The sequence below is a fragment of the Niastella sp. OAS944 genome (assembly GCA_024809215.1).
Taxonomy (GTDB): domain Bacteria; phylum Bacteroidota; class Bacteroidia; order Chitinophagales; family Chitinophagaceae; genus Niastella.
This window is the reverse complement of sequence record JANUBW010000006.1, coordinates 116,322-137,412: the sequence shown is the minus strand read 5'-3', so window position 1 is coordinate 137,412 and position 21,091 is coordinate 116,322. Positions and strand designations below refer to the sequence as shown.

The 21,091-nt window shown below is 41.8% G+C and carries 13 protein-coding genes and 1 tRNA gene; 8 read left to right on the top strand and 6 right to left on the bottom strand.

Going from position 1 to position 21,091, the window contains the following annotated elements; translation table 11 throughout:
* Positions 1 to 91 precede the first annotated feature (91 nt).
* The 3 genes from GGD38_RS23240 (at position 92) to GGD38_RS23230 (ending at position 6,819) form a co-directional block, all read left to right on the top strand.
* Positions 92 to 1,156, top strand: coding sequence for a FecR family protein (locus GGD38_RS23240; RefSeq protein WP_375301755.1), 1,065 nt, complete (start codon positions 92 to 94; stop codon positions 1,154 to 1,156).
* A 154-nt stretch (positions 1,157 to 1,310) separates the two neighbouring features.
* Entirely contained in the window at positions 1,311 to 4,847 is a 3,537-nt protein-coding gene (locus tag GGD38_RS23235; RefSeq protein ID WP_375301756.1) for a SusC/RagA family TonB-linked outer membrane protein, read from the top strand.
* A 97-nt stretch (positions 4,848 to 4,944) separates the two neighbouring features.
* Positions 4,945 to 6,819, top strand: a complete 1,875-nt coding sequence (locus tag GGD38_RS23230) for a RagB/SusD family nutrient uptake outer membrane protein (protein WP_375301757.1) — start codon at positions 4,945 to 4,947, stop codon at positions 6,817 to 6,819.
* 68 nt (positions 6,820 to 6,887) lie between these two features.
* Here the strand turns inward: GGD38_RS23230 and GGD38_RS23225 are convergent, their stop codons facing one another.
* Positions 6,888 to 7,397, bottom strand: coding sequence for a DUF1772 domain-containing protein (locus tag GGD38_RS23225; protein ID WP_375301758.1), 510 nt, complete (start codon positions 7,395 to 7,397; stop codon positions 6,888 to 6,890).
* An 11-nt stretch (positions 7,398 to 7,408) separates the two neighbouring features.
* A complete protein-coding gene (locus GGD38_RS23220; protein ID WP_375301759.1) occupies positions 7,409 to 8,392 on the bottom strand; it encodes a hypothetical protein in 984 nt (327 codons plus the stop codon).
* 203 nt (positions 8,393 to 8,595) lie between these two features.
* Here GGD38_RS23220 and GGD38_RS23215 point away from each other — a divergent pair, with 203 nt between their 5' ends.
* The gene (locus tag GGD38_RS23215; protein WP_375301760.1) at positions 8,596 to 9,999 is read left to right on the top strand and encodes a sulfatase; all 1,404 of its coding nucleotides are present in this window, start codon (positions 8,596 to 8,598) and stop codon (positions 9,997 to 9,999) included.
* A 136-nt stretch (positions 10,000 to 10,135) separates the two neighbouring features.
* Positions 10,136 to 10,939 carry a hypothetical protein gene (locus tag GGD38_RS23210; RefSeq protein WP_375301761.1) on the top strand — a complete coding sequence of 268 codons (804 nt, stop codon included), beginning with the start codon at positions 10,136 to 10,138 and terminating at the stop codon, positions 10,937 to 10,939.
* A 68-nt stretch (positions 10,940 to 11,007) separates the two neighbouring features.
* Here the strand turns inward: GGD38_RS23210 and eptA are convergent, their stop codons facing one another.
* Complete coding sequence (gene eptA / locus GGD38_RS23205) at positions 11,008 to 12,537, bottom strand: phosphoethanolamine--lipid A transferase EptA (RefSeq protein WP_375301762.1); 1,530 nt, start codon at positions 12,535 to 12,537, stop codon at positions 11,008 to 11,010.
* A complete protein-coding gene (locus tag GGD38_RS23200) occupies positions 12,518 to 13,345 on the bottom strand; it encodes a phosphatase PAP2 family protein (RefSeq protein ID WP_375301763.1) in 828 nt (275 codons plus the stop codon). Before GGD38_RS23200 ends, eptA begins: the two co-directional genes overlap by 20 nt.
* Before the next feature lie 354 nt (positions 13,346 to 13,699).
* Here GGD38_RS23200 and GGD38_RS23195 point away from each other — a divergent pair, with 354 nt between their 5' ends.
* Together GGD38_RS23195 and GGD38_RS23190 are read left to right on the top strand one after the other, a co-directional pair.
* The gene (locus tag GGD38_RS23195) at positions 13,700 to 14,746 is read left to right on the top strand and encodes a sensor histidine kinase (RefSeq protein ID WP_375301764.1); all 1,047 of its coding nucleotides are present in this window, start codon (positions 13,700 to 13,702) and stop codon (positions 14,744 to 14,746) included.
* Position 14,747: 1 nt separating this feature from the next.
* Positions 14,748 to 15,470, top strand: a complete 723-nt coding sequence (locus tag GGD38_RS23190) for a LytR/AlgR family response regulator transcription factor (protein ID WP_375301765.1) — start codon at positions 14,748 to 14,750, stop codon at positions 15,468 to 15,470.
* A gap of 270 nt (positions 15,471 to 15,740) precedes the next feature.
* Here the strand turns inward: GGD38_RS23190 and GGD38_RS23185 are convergent.
* Positions 15,741 to 15,815, bottom strand: a tRNA-Val gene (locus tag GGD38_RS23185).
* Positions 15,816 to 16,055: 240 nt separating this feature from the next.
* On the opposite strand from GGD38_RS23185, the gene GGD38_RS23180 reads away from it, so the two are divergent.
* Positions 16,056 to 16,883, top strand: coding sequence for a DUF6597 domain-containing transcriptional factor (locus GGD38_RS23180; RefSeq protein WP_375301766.1), 828 nt, complete (start codon positions 16,056 to 16,058; stop codon positions 16,881 to 16,883).
* Positions 16,884 to 17,870: 987 nt separating this feature from the next.
* On the opposite strand, the gene GGD38_RS23175 is transcribed toward GGD38_RS23180, so the two are convergent.
* Positions 17,871 to 21,086: a polysaccharide lyase family 8 super-sandwich domain-containing protein gene (locus GGD38_RS23175; protein WP_375303888.1), complete on the bottom strand. Its 3,216-nt coding sequence runs from the start codon at positions 21,084 to 21,086 to the stop codon at positions 17,871 to 17,873.
* Between the last annotated feature and the right edge of the window lie 5 nt (positions 21,087 to 21,091).

Sequence of the window (21,091 nt, the reverse complement as noted above, 5' to 3'; positions counted from 1 at the left end):
TGTTTTATTTCCCGGGCTCCCCTTTTAAAAAAAAATATTTTTAACCTTTAGGGATACCCTTTACCCCCACGTCATATATAAAACACCCGTATTGAGCCAGTCGAACTTCGATCACTTATTGCAAAAGTACCTAGCCGGTGAATGTACCGAAGAGGAGGAAAAGCTTATATTGGAATGGTACAATAAACTGATCACTAACAGTGATCTGCATTTGTCGAATGCAGAAAGGTCACTGATAGAAGCAAGGCTATGGAACACCATTACAACCAACGTACAGGTACCCAATACAACGCAAACAGCGAAGGTAATATCGATCACCCCACGCACCTGGATCCGTGTAGCCGCAGCGGCAGCCGTATTGGCAATAATAGCTTCAGCCATTGTATTGTACCGGCAACCGGTACATAAAAACAACCGGCTGGCACTGGTTCAACCCCGGGCCAGTTACGATAGCCTGGCAAATACAACAAATGCAGAACAAAAGTTTCAGCTGGCCGACAGCAGCCTTATTACCCTGCAACCCGGCGCAACCATATATTATCCGACGGCGTTTACCGGCGCCACGCGTGAGGTGTATTTGCATGGAAGCGCTTTTTTCAATGTGCACCATAACCCGCAAAAACATTTTAAGGTACACCTGAACAATGAGCTTACCACAGAAGTGCTGGGCACCAGTTTTAACATTACACAAAATAGTACAAACTGGAATACAGAGGTGGCCGTTGTTACCGGCAAAGTGCTTGTATACAAACGTACTGAAGAAGAAAGTACAGTTGCAGACAGCACTAACCAGGTTGTATTGACCCGCAACAAAAAAGTAACGTTCAATGCCGAACGTAATCAACTAATAGCCGGCATTGTTGATAATCCCCTACCCCTGCCAAAAACAAAACCGCTAAACAGTACAGCCAACACAAACAGTAATGACCAATTTGTATTTGAAGAAGCAGAGATGCAGCAGGTATTGCAGGCCCTGAGCGACGCCTATGGCATTCTGATAACATCTGAGAATGCAGCTATTGCCGGGCTTCACTTCACCGGCGATCTTTCAAGCCACAACCTGTTTGTACAATTAGAGATCATTTGCAAATCAACACAAACAACATACGAGATAAACGGCTCGCAAATTATCTTAAAAAGAAACCAGGACCAGTGACTAACAGCGCTGCTATTACAACAATTCAAAACCGTTAAATAGAAAATACCGGCCCGCCGCGGTGTATTGATGCTGTATTATGCGGCCAGGCCTTTTATTGTATAAATAAAAACCAACAACTGCAACCTAATTATTGAATGTAAAAACTGTCACTATGAGAAAAGAACGATTGCGACTTCTATTCTTTGCCCGCCTGTTCCTATGGCAACTGGCGCTTACCATTGCCTGTAGCAATACCGTTCAGGCCAATGCGCAAAATATACTCGACAAAAAAGTAAACCTGAGCATTGACCAGGTTGAAGTAAAAAAAGTACTGCGCGAAATTCAACAGCAAACCGGGGTTTCTTTTATTTACAGCAGCGACATTATTAACCTTAATAAAAAGGTTTCGTGCCGCCTGGTAAATAAAAAGCTGGCGGAGCTTTTCACCAATGTATTGACCCCCATCGGCATTTTGTTCAGTGTCATTGACGAAAAGCAGATTTTGCTTTACAACGCGCCGCCTGTTCAAAAAAAAATGATCGAACACGCAAGCTATGAAACGCCTGCGCCAGCGCTCACCGTTACCGGACAGGTGTTGAACGCCAACTCGCTGCCATTGCCAGGGGTATCGGTAATGGTACGCGGTGCATCAACCGGCACCGTCACCGACCGTGAAGGACGCTTTTCACTGAACGTTCCTTATGCCGAAGCAACACTTGTATTTTCCTTTATCGGCTACCAGTCGCAGGAAGTAGCGTTACAGGGCCGAAGCACCTTAGCCATTACTTTAAAAGAAGATGCACAGAACCTGAAAGATGTGGTGGTGGTTGGTTATGGCACGCAAAAAAAGGTAACGGTTACCGGCGCCGTTGCAGCTATTTCTTCAAAAGAATTACAGCAAAGCCCAACCGCCAACTTAACCAATGCATTGGCAGGCCGCTTACCCGGTTTGAATGTAAACCAGTTTGCCGGCGGTGAACCAGGCGTTGATGTAAGCGATATTTACATTCGCGGCATAGGCACTTATGGAAATGCCCGGCCAATAGTAATAGTAGATGGTGTAGAACGATCGTTAAACTATTTAAGCGCCGATGAAATTGAAAGCTTTACGATATTGAAAGATGCCTCGGCAACCGCTGTTTTTGGCGTACGTGGCGCCAACGGCGTTATTGTAATTACTACCAAACGTGGTAAAGCATCGGAAAAAGCCTCGCTGAATTTAAAGATCTCCAACGGCGTCAACAGCCCCGTACATTTTCCCAGTTACCTGGGCTCGGCCGATTATGCCATGTTGTTCAACGAAGCCAAGATAAACGATAATCCCGGCGTATCGCCCGGCACGCTGAACCTGTTCACCCAGGAGCAAATAGATAATTACAGAAAAGCAAAAGGCGACAATAGCGACGGCCTTGGTTATAATATCGACTACTTCGATTTCGCTTTCAAACCGGGCTATCAACAAGATTACAGCTTAACCATACAGGGCGGCAGCAACAAGGCCCGGTATTTTATAATGGGTAATTATTTTCAACAGAACGGTAACTACAAACAAACCATCAGCGACCCCTATAAAACTCAGTCCATCTTCAAGCGATATAATTTTCGATCAAATATCGACGTAGACATTACCAACTCCTTATATGCCACTTTAATATTGGGGGTACGTCTTACCGATCGTAATGCACCCGGCACCACGGCGGCGCGGGTGATGGAAATTGCCAATACCCAGCCACCTATTTACCCAATTGTATTGGAATCAAACGACAATCCCGCCAATAAGGCATACAATGTAAGTTTCCCTAACGGCATGTTGTTTGGCACCCAAACCTATCGTTTCAATATGCTGGGCGAACTGTCGAAAACCGGCTATCTTAATCAACGCGTAAATTATCTCGACGGTTCGTTCATTATGGGTTACAAGCTCGATGCACTTACCAGGGGGTTGAAGCTGGAGGGCATGTTCTCTTACGACCGCCAGGGCGGTTACTGGGTAACACGTTCGGTACCTACCGAATCGCAAGGGTATCGCGTATACCCCGGTTATGCCACTTTTTACCCTACAGATGGTGTTGATGTGTTTATGAAAGGAGGCCATTATACCGGCGCCTACAGCACGCCACGCCGTTCAACTGATAATACCCTTGGTAATACTTATTCGCGCGACGATGAAGTTGGCCGAACCTATTATCAAATGAAACTCGATTACTTACGCACATTTGGAAAACACAATGTATCGGGCCTTATACTGGCCAACCGCTCTATCAGAATAAAGAACAATGAAGTGCCATTTTGCTACCAGGGCGTATCGGGCCGTATTACCTACAACTTCGACCAGCGTTATTTGGCCGAATTCAACATGGGTTATAATGGTTCCGAAAACTTTGCACCGGGCAACCGGTATGGCAAATTCCCCGCAGCCTCTATTGGCTGGGTTGTAAGTAATGAAAGCTTTATGCAAAGCACACAGGGTTGGTTAGATATGTTAAAGCTGCGTGGCTCCTATGGTTTGGTTGGCAACGATCAGGCAGGTTCTAACCCCAGTGATAACCGCTTCGGCTACCTGCAGTTCTATAATAACTCAGGCGATTCGTACAACTTTGGCACTCAAAATAACCAGAACCCCGGTGGTATTCGTCCGGGCCGGTTGGCCAACCCTATTCTTACCTGGGAAAAAGCGCGCAAAATGAATATCGGTATCGACCTCGAACTGTTGAACCGTCGACTTACTATTACGCTCGACATGTTCCATGAACATCGGTACGACATTATAACCGATCTTAGCGGCGCCGATAAACAGGGCTTCCCTTCGCTTGTGGGAACCGCCGCTCCATTGTTGAATGTGGGTATCGTAAACAACAGAGGGTTTGATTTTGAAGTTTCCTGGAGCGATAAAATAGGCAGCAATTTTACCTATACCATTCGCCCTAACTTCTCCTTTGCACGCAACAAGATAAAATACCAGCGGGAAGTGTTGCGCAACTTTGAATGGCAATATCGTACCGGCAATCCGGTGGGTCAGCCATTTGTTTACCAGTTCGACGGGTTCATCAACAGCCAGAAAGAAGCCGATGACCTGAACAAAATGAACAATGGTACCGGGTTTCAAAAATGGGGTACCGTACTGCCCGGCGATGTAAAGTATGTTGACATAGATGGCGACGGCCAGATCACCGACCTGAACGACCGTATAGCAAAAGGTTATCCGCGTGTTCCTGAAATTCAGTTTGGCATTCCCATGAACTTCCGCTATAAATCGTTTGACCTGAGTATCCTGTTCCAGGGTGCCACGCACACTTCATTGTTGTTGGGCGGACCAGCCACTTACGACTTCCCTATTTATCAAAATGATGAAGTGGGTAAAGTAAAACCCATGCACCTGAAACGCTGGACGCCTGAAACTGCCGCAACGGCCACATACCCGGCGCTGCATTACGGCAAATACGACAATAACAAACAATACAACAGCAGCCTGTTCATGTTCAACGCCCAATACCTGCGGCTCAAGAATTTTGAAGTAGGTTATTACCTGCCTTCGAAATGGATGAAACGGGCAGGTTTACAGCGCACCCGTGTATACGTACAGGGCATGAACATGATCACCTTTGATAAACTGAGAGATGCCGACGTTGACCCAGAGATAAATGAAATAAATGGTAACTGGTATCCTATTATGAAGGTGGTGAATTTTGGAATCGACATCACACTTTAAAAGACGGTTACAGGTTACAGGTTTCATGTTACAGGGAAAACCCTGAAACCTGCAACCTGAAACTTGCAACAGCTTTTCAATTCGTAAATTTTCTTTTATGAAAAAATCAATCTTTATATATAGCATCATCTTCATCCTTGCAACGTCATGCAAGAAAGACTTTCTCGATCGCAAACCCGATGATCAAATGACCGAGGCGCAGGTATTTGGCGATTATGAAAAAGTGAACAAAATGGTAACCGATCTGTACAGCGATCTGCACTCCCGCGCACGCGGTCTGGCATTCATTCAACACTTTTCAATAAGCGCTATTACCGATGAATGCCGGGGATCGACAGTAGAGAACGGACAATCACGCACTTTCAATACCGGCGGCTGGAACGCCAACGACCAACCAGGTACAGGATACAAATGGGCCGATATTTATTCAACCATCCGCATTGCCAACATGATCATTTCGGGCGTAAGGAAATACAGCACACCCGATAACCCGCTCAACAAGGGCGACCTGGACATTCGTATGGGCGAAACATTTTTTATGCGCGCCTATTATCATTACCTGGCAGCCCGTTTGTATGGCGAAATCCCATACATCGATTTCCTTATAGACCCCAATGGCGACCTGGGCATAAAACAGGAAACATTTCATACTATAGCAGATAAGATAAGCGCCGATTGCGACAGCGCCATTGCGCTGTTGCCTGTTAACCAAACCGACCCGCAATTTGCCCGCACCGAAAAAGGAACTGCGCTGGCATTAAAAGCCATCGTTCGTTGGATGGCCGCCACCCCACTCTATAATGGCGGTGTGTTACCCAATGATACCCGCATAGGAAAAGCCAGTTATGCCAGCCGCGATAACAAACGTTGGGAAGCTGCCCGCGATGCCGCCAAAGCTGTACTGAACCTTAAATCGGAAAACGGTTCGCCAAGGTATAGTTTGTATACCGGTTATGGCCCCAGCGATTTTGTTTCGGGTAGTAACAACAAAGTGTACTCGCGGTTATACCAGCTCTTTTACGATTTTAATTCATTTAAAACCGAAGGCATTTTCATGAACATGAACGATAAATGGGAAGCATGGCAGGGCGATAACTATCCGCCATCTGAAGGCGGCGGTTCAAGGCAACAACCGGTGCAGGAACAGGTAGACGAATATGAATACATTGCGCCAGACGGCTACGGCTATCCCGTATATGATGCGCGGGCAGTGGCCGATGGATATAATGATGCCAACCCCTATGAAAGCGTAAAACGCGATCCCCGTTTTTACCGCGACGTTATTTATCATGGCTCTACTTTTCGTAACGTAGTGAGGAACACATTCACCGGAGCCGATAAAATAGGCGCCACCAACTCAACCACAACCGGTTATTTTCTGCGTAAGTTCTATCGCGAAGATTACCGCCCGGGTAATGGTGTTTCATTTCAAATACATTACCCGCTTATTCGCTTACCCGAGATCATGCTTATATATGCAGAAGCATTGAACGAAACCGGTGGTTCGTCCGATGAGATCTTCACTATGCTGAACACAATAAGACAGCGGTCGTTTATGGCGCCGGTACCGCCATCGGTAAAAGGCGATAAAGACAAAACGAATGAATATATTCAACGCGAACGCCGGGTAGAATTTTTCTATGAGAACAAACGCTGGTACACAGCACGGTTATACCTTGAACCCAGCAGCACCACTCAAATGGCACGCGAACAAGCCTGGCAGGCAGCGGGTAACGATAACGATACACGCTCGCAAAAATTCTGGCCCTATCCCAAATGTCAGCGTATGGTAAATGGCATGAAACCTATAGAAGACCCCAATGGAAAAATTGTTATCGGGGGAAAAACATACAGCATGCAACGGTTTTATGTTGCTGCCTGGGTGTTTGTAGCGCCAACGCATTATTTCTTTCCTATTATGCAGGACGAACTTTTAAAAGACCCGGCTTTACAACAGGCGCCGGGATGGTGAAATGAGAAATGAAAAATTAGAAATGAGAAATTAAGAAGTGAAAACAGGCACCCTTGGGCCAGAACTTACTATTCTGGTTTAAGGGTGTCTGTTTTTGCTATACATGCTAATAAAACAAGTATGAGTGTAATAGCATTGGCCATGGTGCGAATGCTGTGTAAACGATTCCATGGCTTTTCAAACGACTGGCGGTATTGCTGCAATGTTTCTGGCGAAGCCGATTGTAATTGAAAACCATCGAGTGCATTATTAAGTGGAACATTGCCCATAATGGTAACACCAAAAGTACCAAGTGCATAGATGACGGTCGCTGCCAGCAAAAGATAAAACCTTGTGTGCGCAGGATTGCTGTATTGCACCCAGGCGCTTACAGGCAATAAGATCAAAGTGCCTATAAAGCTCATAAAGAATAAGGGGTTCAAAATTTCGCGGTTGATCGATTGCATGGCGGCCAGGTAACCGGCATCGGGCAATTTACCAAGGCCAGGGTTAACCGAACAGGAATAAGAATAAAAGAGTCCGGCAATAAGCGCTGTTGTTAAAGCGGTGATCAGTAATGTGATGTTTGCAAATGTCATGGGAGCGGGTTTTATTGTTGTTGTAAATATTTTTTAATTAAAGCGATCGCTTCTGCATCTACGATGGTAGTGCCAATGCGTGGCATCCGGCCTTTTTCCATCATGTTCACAATACGGTCTTTTCTTTTTTCAATGCGGGTATCGGCGAGTGATACTTCATAACCAAAGCGAAGAAAAGAAACTGCGCAGGAACCTTTGTCGCTATGGCAATGCGCACAGTTTACATCGAGGTAGGCCCGCACTCTTTCGGTTACACTATATGTTTCATTTTGCCAGTTGGGCAATTGGGAGAAACGGCCGGCATCAACGGCAGTTAGTACACCGGTGTTTTGTAAATGCTGCAATTGATCTATGCGAACATTATTCCGCACCACTTCCCTATTCAGATTCCTGATCTTAATACCTACCGGCATCAACAAATTATTACTATTGTGACAGGATGCACAATCCTTTGGTGATGGTATGCGATAAGAAATAGTTTGGAGGTTTGCCTTATCATCTATCCAACTAACGAGTACATTGGCACCTTTGCTTTCGAGCATAGCATCGGTTTGCTCATTGTTCCAAACATATGTACCAGCAAGCCATTGTCCATTTAACTTTATAAGCAGCCTGGTTTCAATAAGGCGTTTGCCCTTTAATGGATCGCGTTTATCGTTGAAATAATAAAATGTTTTCACCAGGATGGTGCTATCGGGAAATTGCGGCAGTCCGTCGTTTACCGCAACAATGGTTTTACCCACAGGCAGTTTTATCAGCCGTTGTTTTTCGGCGTAATCGGTAAACAGGCCTGTAGCCAGTTCGTACAACTGAAACCCGTTGGCGGGGATAAGCGCAGCCGGGTTGCCTGAGAAAATATTATAATCTGAAATAAGCGGCAGCAACATGCCCGTATACCGGGCTGTGCTGCCGCCATATGCTGAACGACCAGGCAAATACCCCGCCGCAATAACAGCGGTAACAAGTAAACTGGCAACGATCATAATCCGGTTCATAATAAAACTAATTATGACCCAAAATTATAAGCGCCGGAAGGCCGAAAATAGAAGAAAACCGACACGGGCGCTCAACTATTTCAAAGAACGGCGTTAGCTAACCCGAAAAGTCTACAAAATTGACACAAAAAGCTACAAAACTGGTACTTATAGTACCCCTTATGGTACGATATTGTGTTCTTAACAGATTGAAGCCAGGTAATATGAATAAAAAATATGGTATACTGCTGATGCAGTTAGCGCTAACCATTAGTACCGCTATAGCCAGCGATTCAACAGAGATTAAAAAAGCATCACGGCCAAACGTGGTGATCATTATGGCCGACGACCTCGATTCGCGTCAGCTGAGCTGTTATGGCGGGAAGAATATAAAAACAACCAATATTGATAAACTGGCAGGCGAAGGACTGAAGTTTAACCAGATGATAGCCTCCGAAGCCATGTGTGTGCCCACCAGGGCTTCGTTGTTCACTGGACTTTACCCAATGCGGCATGGCTCTTACCAAAATCATAAGAGGGTATACGACAGCGTAAAAAGTGTTTGTCATTATTTAGGTGCTCAGGGGTATAAAGTGGCTCTTACCGGTAAAGACCACAGCACCAAACCGGCCTCTGTATTTCCGTTTACATTTATAAAAGGTTTTGAACCTAATTGCGTAGCGCCCACCGATGACTATTCGTTGGATGATATTCGTTCGTTCATAACCACCCAGGCAAACGATCCGTTTTGCCTCTTCATTATGAGCATTGATCCACATATGCCCTGGACCATGGGCGACCCTTCGGAATTTAATGCCGACAAACTACAACTACCACCGCACTGGGTAGATACAAAAGAAATACGCACCCAGTATTGTAAATTCCTGGCCGAAGTAAGAAGGCTCGATAACCAGGTAGGCGATATTATGCAGTTATTGAAAGAAACCGGGCAGGAGAAAAATACCATTTTCATTTTCCTGGGAGAACAAGGCCCCCAGTTCCCCGGTGGCAAGTGGAACTTATGGGATTACGGACAAAAAAGCTCCATGATCATTCGCTGGCCGGGTGTAGTAAAGCCGGGCACAGAATCGGATGCCATTGTGCAATATGAAGATATTACGCCTACCTTATGTGCTATTGCCGGCGGCAAGGCTCCCGATAATTTAGATGGAAAAAACTTTTTACCCGTAATACTTGGCAAACAAAAAGAGAACAGGAAATATGCATTCGGTATTCATAACAATATACCCGAAGGCACTGCGTATGCCATTCGATCGATCAGGGATACCAGGTATAAGTTGATCATGAACCTGTCGTTTGAAAGCAAATACTACAACCGGTTTATGATGAACCCTAATAATAAGAACAGCTACTGGAATACGTGGGTCGAAAAGGGAAATACATCACCAGAAGCCAATCAATTAGTTACCAGGATCACTACCCGCCCGGCGATTGAATTCTATGATCTGCAAAAAGATCCTTATGAAATGCATAACCTGGCAGGTGATGCAGCCTACACTAAAATGATTGGGACCTACAGTGAACAATTAAAGGAATGGATGCGGCAGCAAAATGATGCGGGGGCGGTTGTAGATAAGGAGATCCCCCATTCAGGCGAGAATAATTAATGAACCGGGGAGCTTTACTGCTTCTGGCAAACGCGATTAAAATTATATATCTTTTCAATTTGTAAAAATTTATCTTCATTTTCAGCCAATAAGTAAGGGCCCAAAGAGTTAATTAGGCATGCAATTTAATAATTCTATGTTATCGAAAATTTACCTGGTGGTAACTGTAAGTTTACTTCAATTCTGCACCAGCCCAACCGTAAAAGATACCGCCGCTAATACTGCTGATACTATTATTAATATTAATAAGCAAAGCAATACGCCTGCTAACACGCTTGCCAGTTTTACCTGGAATGATGAGCTCTGTGAATACAAGGGCAACTATAACCCCCAGACCTATCCCCCCGATTTGATCAAAAACACCTATGAATTATATTCCGTCTATGCAGGCCTGCTGCTTGAAAATCGCCCGTCGGTATACAAGCCATCAGATTTAGCTAAGCTCAACCTAAAGGCCCTCACTGCGGAATACACAGAGAAGAAATCGTTCCTTGAAAAGTTGAAGATCGTCGATGCTCCTTTTTGGAACACCCTAAAAAAGCAAACGCTGCAACAACTGGATGAAGAGTACGAATTTGATAAACTGAAAATACAGGCATTCGATAACCCGGAAGTACTGTTGAATAACAGATATTCAAAATCCTGTGAACGGTTTGTTACTGCCCTGAACGCAACAGACACAAGCATATTATTTGCAACATGGAAAAGTTTTGCTGAAGAATTAAAAGCAAAAAACGGTTCACCCGAAGCCTTTATGGCAAGATTTTATGATAAATACAATTCGCCTGAAAAGTTAATTTATGCGAAGATCGATTTAATAACTTTCGGATGGGGCAACTGTGCAAATAGTAGTACATTTCATATAGTAAACGACGGAAGCGCAGCGAACGAATTTGAAAAATTGTTTACGAATGTTAAACGGGAATGTGAAGAGCCTTAATGCGGTTGGCGATAAGAAAGCAAAGGAAGAAGCTGTCTGCCACGTCAACCGGAATTCATAGTCTTCCGCTATTTAAAAATGTTCAATTCCTCATTATAAACAGGACTTTGTATGCCCAAAAAATTTAAAACACTATGAAATACATGGTTTTGTGACAATGAATTTTTTGTCTTCAGTTGTTTTAAACTGTTATCAGATGCCCAAACTATAAAAGGAATGTCATATTGTTCTTTTGGCGCCAGACTTAAAGGCAAGCCATGCATGTATAGATTTTTTTCTCCTAAAGATTCGCCATGGTCGGAAACAAAAATCATTGCACTTTTATATTCCTTTAATTGTTTTAAATCTTCAATTACATTGTATAAAATATAATCGGTATAACCAATCGTATTGTCATAAGCATTGACCAGTTCAGCATTAGAACATTTCGCTAATTCAACACTATTACAGACAGGCCTAAACGTCTCGAACTTAGGCGGATATTTCTTGCTATACTCAGGTCCATGACTTATACTTGTGTGCAATACTATCAATACCTTGGTTTTTGTACTCGCTGCTATTTGCTCTTTCAGGTTATTCAGAAGAACTTCATCGTAATCGCATCCATCGCCTTTACAATTTTTCATCAGCGCTTCTTTGTTGAGGTAATTTTTTATAAGAACGGGTGGTTCTCCCCAGTTTGTAGTTCTCCAGACAACCTCTACTCCATTTCTATATAAATAATTGGGTAAAATTTCATACAACTCGCCGGTATTTTTATGTTCTAAAATACACTTTACACCTGCAGTAGTGTAGGTAGCGCAAGAGGTAGCATTAAAATGAAATATACCAGGGGTTTTTGAAAGAAGAGGATTTGTATTTTTACTGTACCCGTATAAAGAAAAATTTTCACTTCTGGCGGACTCTCCTATCACTAAGACTACAACTGATTTCTGGTTATCTCGTATGGTAGCATCTGGCAATAATATTTCTTTTTCATTTTCCTGGTGTTTATGTACAAAAAAAAGAGAAAGATTTACAGTGTAACTCCATGGCATTGCAAGCCCGCCTAATGTTTTTGAATTTTTATCAATCCACAACCAATTTTTGGAATTGGCAAATGATACAATTAACATAAATAATAAACTAGCTAAAGTAATGATTAAAAACCGCCTGAATGTTACATTTACTATTTTGGCTTTAATGATAATAATGCCAGGAATAACGCCAAGCAGAATTACATACAATAGTAATTTTATGGAAAAAAAACCAGCCGACTCAGCATAATTGGTATTCAGCACATTGCCGACCATACTTTCGTCTATTATAACACCGTAAGTATTAATAAAGTAAACTGCAATTGCGTTGACAATAAAGAATAATACCCAAATAATTTTACCTACAAAGCGTAATAGAAAGAACGTCAGAAAATAGGCAAAGAAATTTGCAACCAGCATTAGAATAATAAAACAAATTATAATGGTAATGCCGTTAAGACTTTTATGATCAACATTATTAAAAACAAATTTTAAAAAGGGAAAATGAAAGAATAAGAAGTTAAGACAACTTATTAATAAAGAAAAGTGCACGATTTTTATATTATTGTTTAATAAACGCATAAACTATTTTATAAAATGGAACAATCAAGCCGATTAATACCAAATAAAATATCACCAAATTTTTGTCGATTATCTGGCAGATTAATGACACACAACAAGCCAGTATTAATAAAATAAAAACCGGATAGTATTTTTTATTATTAACCCAGGCCCAGATTTTATATCTCCGGCTGATAAAGATCCCTGCCAGTCCCGAGATATATCCGATAATGCTGCCAATAATAACATCAAGCGGATAATGCGCTCCTACGCCTACCCTTGTGAACGATATAACTAGTCCTGTTATAATTGTAAAAAGAACCCATAAAATTTTATAGGTCAACTTTTCGGGCATAAATGCAAACAACAAAACTGTAAATGTTGTAAAGACTGTAATTGAGTGTCCAGAGGGTAAGCTGGCATGCCCAACCGCCTTTTTTCCGATGAGAACAAAACAATTATTATCAAACACCACAGCGGGTCTTGGCACCCGAAATATACTTTTTAAACCGGCAGAAAATATAAGAGAAGCCAGCGATGCCGATATTAATGACTCCCATATTTTAGGTGCATACAAAATGAAAATGCTTAAAACCGACAACATAATTGAAGCATCTCCTAATTGGGTAATATTATAGATGACATCTGGGAATTGGCCTAAATTATAGTTAATGAAAAAGAAATTGTCCTTTTGGATCTGTACATATTTATCAGTATGTAAAGAATCCTTGTTGTGTAAAAACAAAATAATTGCGACTAACAAAAATATGGGCAAAAAAAATAAACATAGTTTGAGTTTGGAATAATTTTTAATAACGTTTACGTTCATTTGCACATTACGGGTTTTTATTTACAGATTTCGGCTAAAGTATATTTTTGTTGAGCCCGCATATTTTATATATACCAAATGCCTTACTTTATATATTAAAGCAGCCCTTACATCTAGTAAATAAATCGCACGGTAAAATTTAATGGAAAGAAAGCTGTCGACTACTATTTTTAAAACGCTTTGGAGGGATGTGGATTGAAATAACTTTTTTGGGGTTTGTATGTTATTATTAGTTTTTAGAAAAGGCTTACCATCTATAAATCTTAATTTGGTATATAATTAATACCCTTTTGTATAGTAAAGATTTATATTCTTTGAGTATTGCTACATTTGTCAGAAACCTAAAATGGGTTTATGAATAATACTTTACACAGAAAATACATGGACACCAACTGGATGCTTCAGTTGATCATCGCAGAAAAATACCGATTTCAACGTCATTTGTTCCCGATCGTATTTTGTATTGTTGTTTTGTATTACAGTCCGGCGGACTATGTAGAACCTTTCGAAACCTATAATCGACTGGTCATTTTTTTTCAGATATTTTTATTGGCCTATGGTAATATGTATATTTTTGTGCCTAAGCTTTTGTTTAGAAAAAAATACCTGAGTTATGGTCTTTTTGTGCTTTCAAGCATGATTCTTTCGTTCTACGCGCACGAAGTTTTTTCTTTTTATTTCAAATCTGATTTACTGCCTTACGAGGATGACAATATCAACTTTTTAACCTTTTCCTTTATGATCATGATGCTTATTATTGCATCGGCAGCAGTTAAATTATTCCAGCAGTGGATATCTGATGCGCAGCTGATTCATGATCTGGACCTGGCAAAAACTAATACAGAACTGGAACAGCTCAAGAATCAGATCAATCCGCATTTCCTTTTTAATATGCTTAATAATGCCAATGTTTTAATTGAAGATGATCCTAAAAAAGCTTCGCAGGTTTTGGTGAAACTAAGCGACCTACTTCGTTATCAGCTTTATGACAGCTCGAGAGATAAAGTTTTATTAACTTCAGAAATTCATTTTTTAGAAGATTTTTTAAACTTAGAAAAAGTTCGACGTGATAATTTTAATATTTTAATATCCAAAGAAGGTGAGTTGAGCGGTGTTCAGGTTCCCCCCTTATTATTTATTTCATTTGTCGAAAATGCTGTAAAACACAATAATGACTCAGCGAAATTATCCTACGTAAATTTGTTTTTCCATGTTCGCCATACTGAGCTTTTTTTCAAATGCATAAACTCAAAACCCGCAGTAAAAGCAGTTAATAAATCCGGAGGATTAGGTCTGGCCAATATTAAAAGAAGATTAGAACTCCTGTTCCCTTCTTCACATGATTTGAAAATAGAAGACAATTCGGAAACGTACTGCGTTACCTTAACTTTAAAATTTTAAAATGAACTGTATAATAGTTGATGATGAGCCATTAGCAAGAAAAGCAATCCAAAAACTGGTTTATCAGACAGAAAATCTAGAGTCTATAGCTTCATTTAATGGCGCAGATGCTACAAGAGAATTTCTGGCAAAAAATGCTGTTGATTTAGTGTTTCTTGATATTCAAATGCCGGGAGTGAATGGAATTGAATTTGCCAGAACTATTCCTAAAAAAACTTTAGTGGTGTTTACTACCGCTTATCATGAATTTGCTTCTGAGAGTTATGAAGTCGACGCTATTGACTATTTGATCAAACCTGTAAAATTAGAACGGTTTCAAAAAGCAGTTGAAAAGGCACAGACGTATTGCAAATTATTCCGTAATGATTATATAAACAGTAATATTGAAAACATAACCGATGATTATATTTTCGTAAAGGCAGACCGCAGAATGTTCAAAGTACATTTTAGTGACATTCTTTTTATCGAAGGTTTAAAAGACTATGTGGTTATTTATTTAGAAAATCAAAAAGTGATTACGCTGATGAATATTAAAACTATTAATGATTTACTTCCAAAAAGTTTCTTTGTCAGAGTCAGCAAGTCTTATATAATCAATGTAAACAAAATAGATTCTGTTGACAACAATACTATATACATAGAAAAAAATGAAATACCCATTGGCAATGTTTACAGGGATTTCTTTTTTAATGAATTTGTAACCAAAAAGATTTTGAATAAGTGATAAACTCTTCATTAGCGCACTGGCTGAACCAGATAACCAACTTTTCGTCTTTACTTATTTAATTGCATGTATTTTTACCTACAAAAATCGCCATTTCATTTTGCTCAGGCTTAAAGGATGCTTAAACATACCAGAGCTTACCACATCTGAAATATCATATGCCAAAGATTTAGGAGAAAGTTGTTGTTTTGCAGCCCGGGAAACCGCCGATAATATGCAGACGTTAAGAGGCATAAAAAAAGGCTCACATTGCTGTGAACCTTTCCGGTGTGGGAGTTGACGGGCTCGAACCGCCGACCCTCTGCTTGTAAGGCAGATGCTCTGAACCAACTGAGCTAAACTCCCTTATATTTTACAATCTAACTTTCAACCTCTTAGAACTAATTTCCCAATTTCTTCTTTTCTCGCTACCCTTATTCCGTTTTGGGAGTGCAAAGATAAGGCTTGCTACATTTCCGCCAAATTTTTTTAGCCTGATGATGAATATTTTTTCTCTTTTTTTACAAAATTCCCGCCCTCCTTAAAAATTGATAAATTGCAGTAGCCTAAAGGGCGCCATTTTTAAATCTTACCTGTTATTGGCAAATGCACTATCGTATTATTCTTCCACCAGAAATTTTGAGACCCTTTGTTCGGTACTTCTGGGTACTGGAAAATAATGATAGTACCAATACACAGGAGACGTTCAATCCCCTCCCCGATGGCTGCCCTGGTATCATGTTCCAACCTCCCGATAAAGGTACTTTTTACTTAGAAGAAGGCGCTAAAGAACTACCCGGCATTATGCTATACGGTCAGGCCATTCAACCGGCAAAAATGGTTTTAACAGGAAAGTTAAATACCGTAGGCGTTTGCCTGCAACCGCACGCCCTGCAATCTGTTTTTGGGATTAATGCCCATGAGCTCACGGCTAAGTGCGTTGACCTGCGACTGGTACAACATAAAAAAGAAAAACATTTACAGGAAAAGCTGATGAATGCGGCCTCTATTGAAGAACAGATCAATCTGTTTTCATCAAGCCTTATTAATACTGTTCAACTTAATGGCGACACGCAGGATGCAATGACAAAATTCGCCATTACAGAAATATTCAGGGCTAAAGGTGAAGTATCTTTCGATGCACTACTGAAACAATTACAACTGTCAGAACGCACGCTCGAGCGCCGGTTCAAACAAAGTATTGGTGTTTCTGCCAAACTATTCTCCCGCATCTGTCGCTTCCAGGAATCGCTTAACCAACTTCGCAAAAACAACTACCAAAAGTTATCTGATATAGCTTACGAAAACGGCTACAGCGACCAATCGCATTTCATTCGCACATTTAAAGAGTTTACAGGTGTATCGCCTTTCGATTATAAGAAGCAGTTGAGTGAAGTGGCAGAGAATTTTCCGAAGGTGAAAAGTTACAGATGATATTTATACCCCTTTAGGACAGGCTATAAAAGAAAAAAGGTCCTCTGTAGAAACAGCCGACCTCTAACGATTGCTTGCCATATGAAAAAAAACGTAAAATCTAATTTGGAGTGAAGCTTTTGCTTCGGGTAGCTCTTCTTTTCTTTCTTTCTTTCTTCTTTTACCGTGCTACCGTTGTTGATGATGTAAAAGTACAGCGCGCCTGGCGTTCTTCATAACCCGGTTTTTCACGATTTCATTACCCCTAACGCTGCTATACAACTGCAAAACTTACTACCACACTGCTTTCTGGCCCTTTTTATTTATGATGGTTAGCGTGAAATAATAATAGAAATATTATCAAAAAGGGTGAAAAAAAAACGGATCAAGTCAAATTCTTGGGGATTGCGTTAGATCTAATGTTTTAAAGATCAGACAGAGTAGTTTACTATGTCTCGTTCCGTGAGAATCACATAAATACTTCTTGAATAAAAATAGTGACCAACAAATGAAGAATTAGAACCGGAAAGCCAATCGTCATGACCGTCAGAATTTTGACTTGATCCAAAAAAACGGAATTTGTTCTTTAAATGGTATAAAAGAAAAAAGGTCCTCTGTAGAAACAGCCGACCTCTAACGATTGCTTGCCATATGAAAAAAAACGTAAAATCTAATTTGGGTGAAGCTTTTGCTTCGGGTAGCTCTTCTTTTCTTTCTTCTTTTACTGTGCTACCGTTGATGATGTAAAAGTACAGCGCGCCTGGTTAATTACATAACCCACTTTTTCACGTTTTCATTACGCCTAACGCTGCTATACAATTGCAAAACCAACGACCACACTGCATTTCAGACGATGCACTTTATGATGGTTACCACCTCCAACCAGCATGGTACAGGACAGCGTTCAATGGGCAATTGGCAATAAGCAATAGGCAATTAAAACCCGTGCCTTTTGCCAATTGTCTATTGCCAGTTACTTCAACAACGCCCTATACCGCCCCAACGCCTCTATAAAATAATAATCGGCAAGGTAAGCGGCACATCCAATTCAAAGCCATGTGGTATGCTGCCTACAGAATGCTTCAGCAGAAAATTACCATTGGTACCCAGTTCGGCTCTATAGCCTGTACCTGCAAGTGAATGTAAAATAGCCTCGGCTGCTTTAAAGTAGCTTTCGCCTTCTTTGCCTAAATAAGTTGATAATTCGAACAACGCCGATGCCGTTACTGCTGCAGCAGACGCATCACGTAATTCAGGGCTCTGGCCGGCTTTTGCTTTTGATTTTACACCGGGCACATAACCTGGCTTATTTACATTGAAATCCCAGTAAGGCACTTTATCGGCCGGCAGGTTTTTATGTTGTAAATAAAAATCAGCCATCTTACGGGCGCATTCCAAAAAGCGCACATCCTTTGTTTCGCGGTATACTACCGTAAATCCATAAATGCCCCAACTTTGTCCGCGGCTCCATGCGGAGTTATCGGCATAACCTTGCGCCGTTTCCCGCGCTACTACCGCATTGCTGGCGGTATCGTAACACACCACATGATAACAGCTATGATCATCCCGTACCTGGTTCTTCATGGTACTTTCTGCATGTTTAATGGCCACCTCGCGATACCGAGGATCGCCTGTGAACTTCGATGCAAAGAACAACAACTCCAGGTTCATCATATTATCAATGATCACCGGATATTTATAAGTGGCATTTCCATGCCATGAGGTAAAACTATTCCACGATTTAATAACCCCTACCCTGTCATTGTACCGCGTACAAAGCGATTTGGCTGTTTGCACCAATATCTTTGCATAGCTGGCATCGCCGGTTAAGCGGTAGCCATTACCGTAACTGCAATACATCAGGAAGCCAAGATCGTGGTGACCGTTAAAGAACTGTAAGGGTTCCAGCTTCTCCGTCCATTTTTTGGCCGCATCTTTTAAACTATTGTCTTTTGTATTCTCATAGGTATACCACAAACTGCCAGGAAAGAAACCGCCCGTCCAGTCGCGGCGTTCGGTTGATACCAGCTTTCCATTCTTATCAATAGTACGCGGAAACAGGGTATCGTATTGAGCAGCATCTACCAGCATATTCTTTAAATGCCTGCTGGCAAATGAAAAGTTCTCCGCAACAAATTCTTTTGCACTGCTTAATACAAATGTGGTGGTAGAACCGGCATATACACCTTGCGGTAAAGCGCTTTCCCACTGTACTGCTTCACCTAAAGCGGCCGTTCGAACAGTGAGCGTAACCTTTGCAGCCGTTTGTGAAGGATCGGCAACAGATGCAGTTATGCTTTTGCTATTGATGTTCTTCAGCAATACCACACAGGGTTTATCTACAGTTACACTAATATCGCCATCGGTTAATGTACCGGGTTGGTAAAACACTACCTGTAGCATATTCAGCCCCAGGTGTTTTACCGCCTGTATACTTTCCGTATTGGAAATGATCTTTACCTGGTTCATGGAAGTCTTTATATCTTCCGGTTTCCCGGGCACTACCACGTAGGCATACTTACCGTTCACCGGTGCAGCTCCATGATTGAACCACAGCTTGAACACATTGCCGGTGATATCGCTCTTTGAATGGCTGTTATTGATGCGATACCAGTTACCTTTTTGTTCACCGGTGCTTAAAACAATATTTCCGCCATCGGGAAAATAATAACCAACATCGTTATGCCAGATATAATTTGGGTTACTAAACTCCTGCTGCTTTCCAGTAGCCTGCTTCTTTTTATCAACCTGTACATTGCCATTCAGCCAGCACTGGTTCAAAGTAGTTACAACGCTGCCATTGCTATTGATACCGGCGCCGAGGCATACGACTTCATTATCAAAAAAGAACCACGACTTTTTTGCCTTTACTCCATCGTAATTTATATCATAAGCGGTTGCGCCATACATACTATCCGATACGCCACCGGCAAAAGCGGTGCTGCCCGGTTCGCCCCAAAATTTATCCATCAATACATCTTCAGCATGATCTGCTGAAGTAGTACCAGGAATTTTATCCCACTCCCACAAAGGCATTATATTATAATATTCATCGCCTTTTACCTGTATGTTGGTTGAACCATCGGGCAAATAGCGACCGTACAGGTTTTCTTTATTACCCGACTCTGTTCGGTTAGTTCGTGTTGATACCAAACGAACATTAAAGTTATAAGCCGGGCGATTGTGCATGGTATAATCGGCACGCCAGAAATGCGTATGCGCCGCTTCAACCTGATAATCTTCGGGTTGTTTGCCTGAGATTCTTGCCATTGCCGCAAACCAGTTGGCCGAACGTGATGGATCAACCAGGCGGGCATCTTCCAGCAGATCACCATCGCCTTGTTTCCTCAGGATATTCGGACGACTGATACCTCGTCCCTCTACATTGAAATCGATATATTTTCCGCGTATGGTTCGCAAATAGGTTTTGTCGAAATAGTTTGATAACCGTTGTTGCGCCGCATCGCTTAATGCATAGGGCGTGCCGCGAACGTATTTAGCAACTTTATATTCGCCGGCCAGGAACACGGCGCCATAGCTGCTTAACTGTAATTGCGGGCCGTGTTGCAAATATGAATAATCGTGTTGCAGACCTTCTTCGGTAGTGAATTGCACGGGTTGAAAAGCATGGGTTACTGCTGTATCCATCAACTTATCGTTACCCGTTAACAAGGCACGATATAAAAAATGTATGGCAACATCCAGTTTATTGGCGCCGGTCATTTTTATAATATCGCCGCGTTGCATTCTTTTTATCAGCGAATCTTCCAATGATGCAGGAACACGCTCTGTACCAAAACGCATGGTGATCAGTATCTGCCCTATCATTTGGGGCGACTTAATTTCATTATGCCACCAGTTACTACTTTTAGGGTCAAGGGCATACCAGTAACGCAAACCAGATACGATAGCCGGATACAATACTTTATATCCACCCGGCACATCGGCCTGTTGGGCAAAGGCAGTTGCAAAATCCTGCAAACGCTGCAAATGCGTACCCGGTTGCCAGGTAGTAATGGTGGTATTGGTGTAATCAATATCGGGCCAGCTGCCATCGGCGCGCATACCAGCCAGTTGTTTTGCCATGGCTTTTGCCTGCGCCGGCGTAAGGGTACGCTTCAGGTCGGCATACACTCTTGACAAGATAGTATCAAAAACAGGCGGCGGCATGCTCTGCGCCTGCATTACAACAAAAAATAACAAGCAAAAAAGAACCCCTCTCATAATAG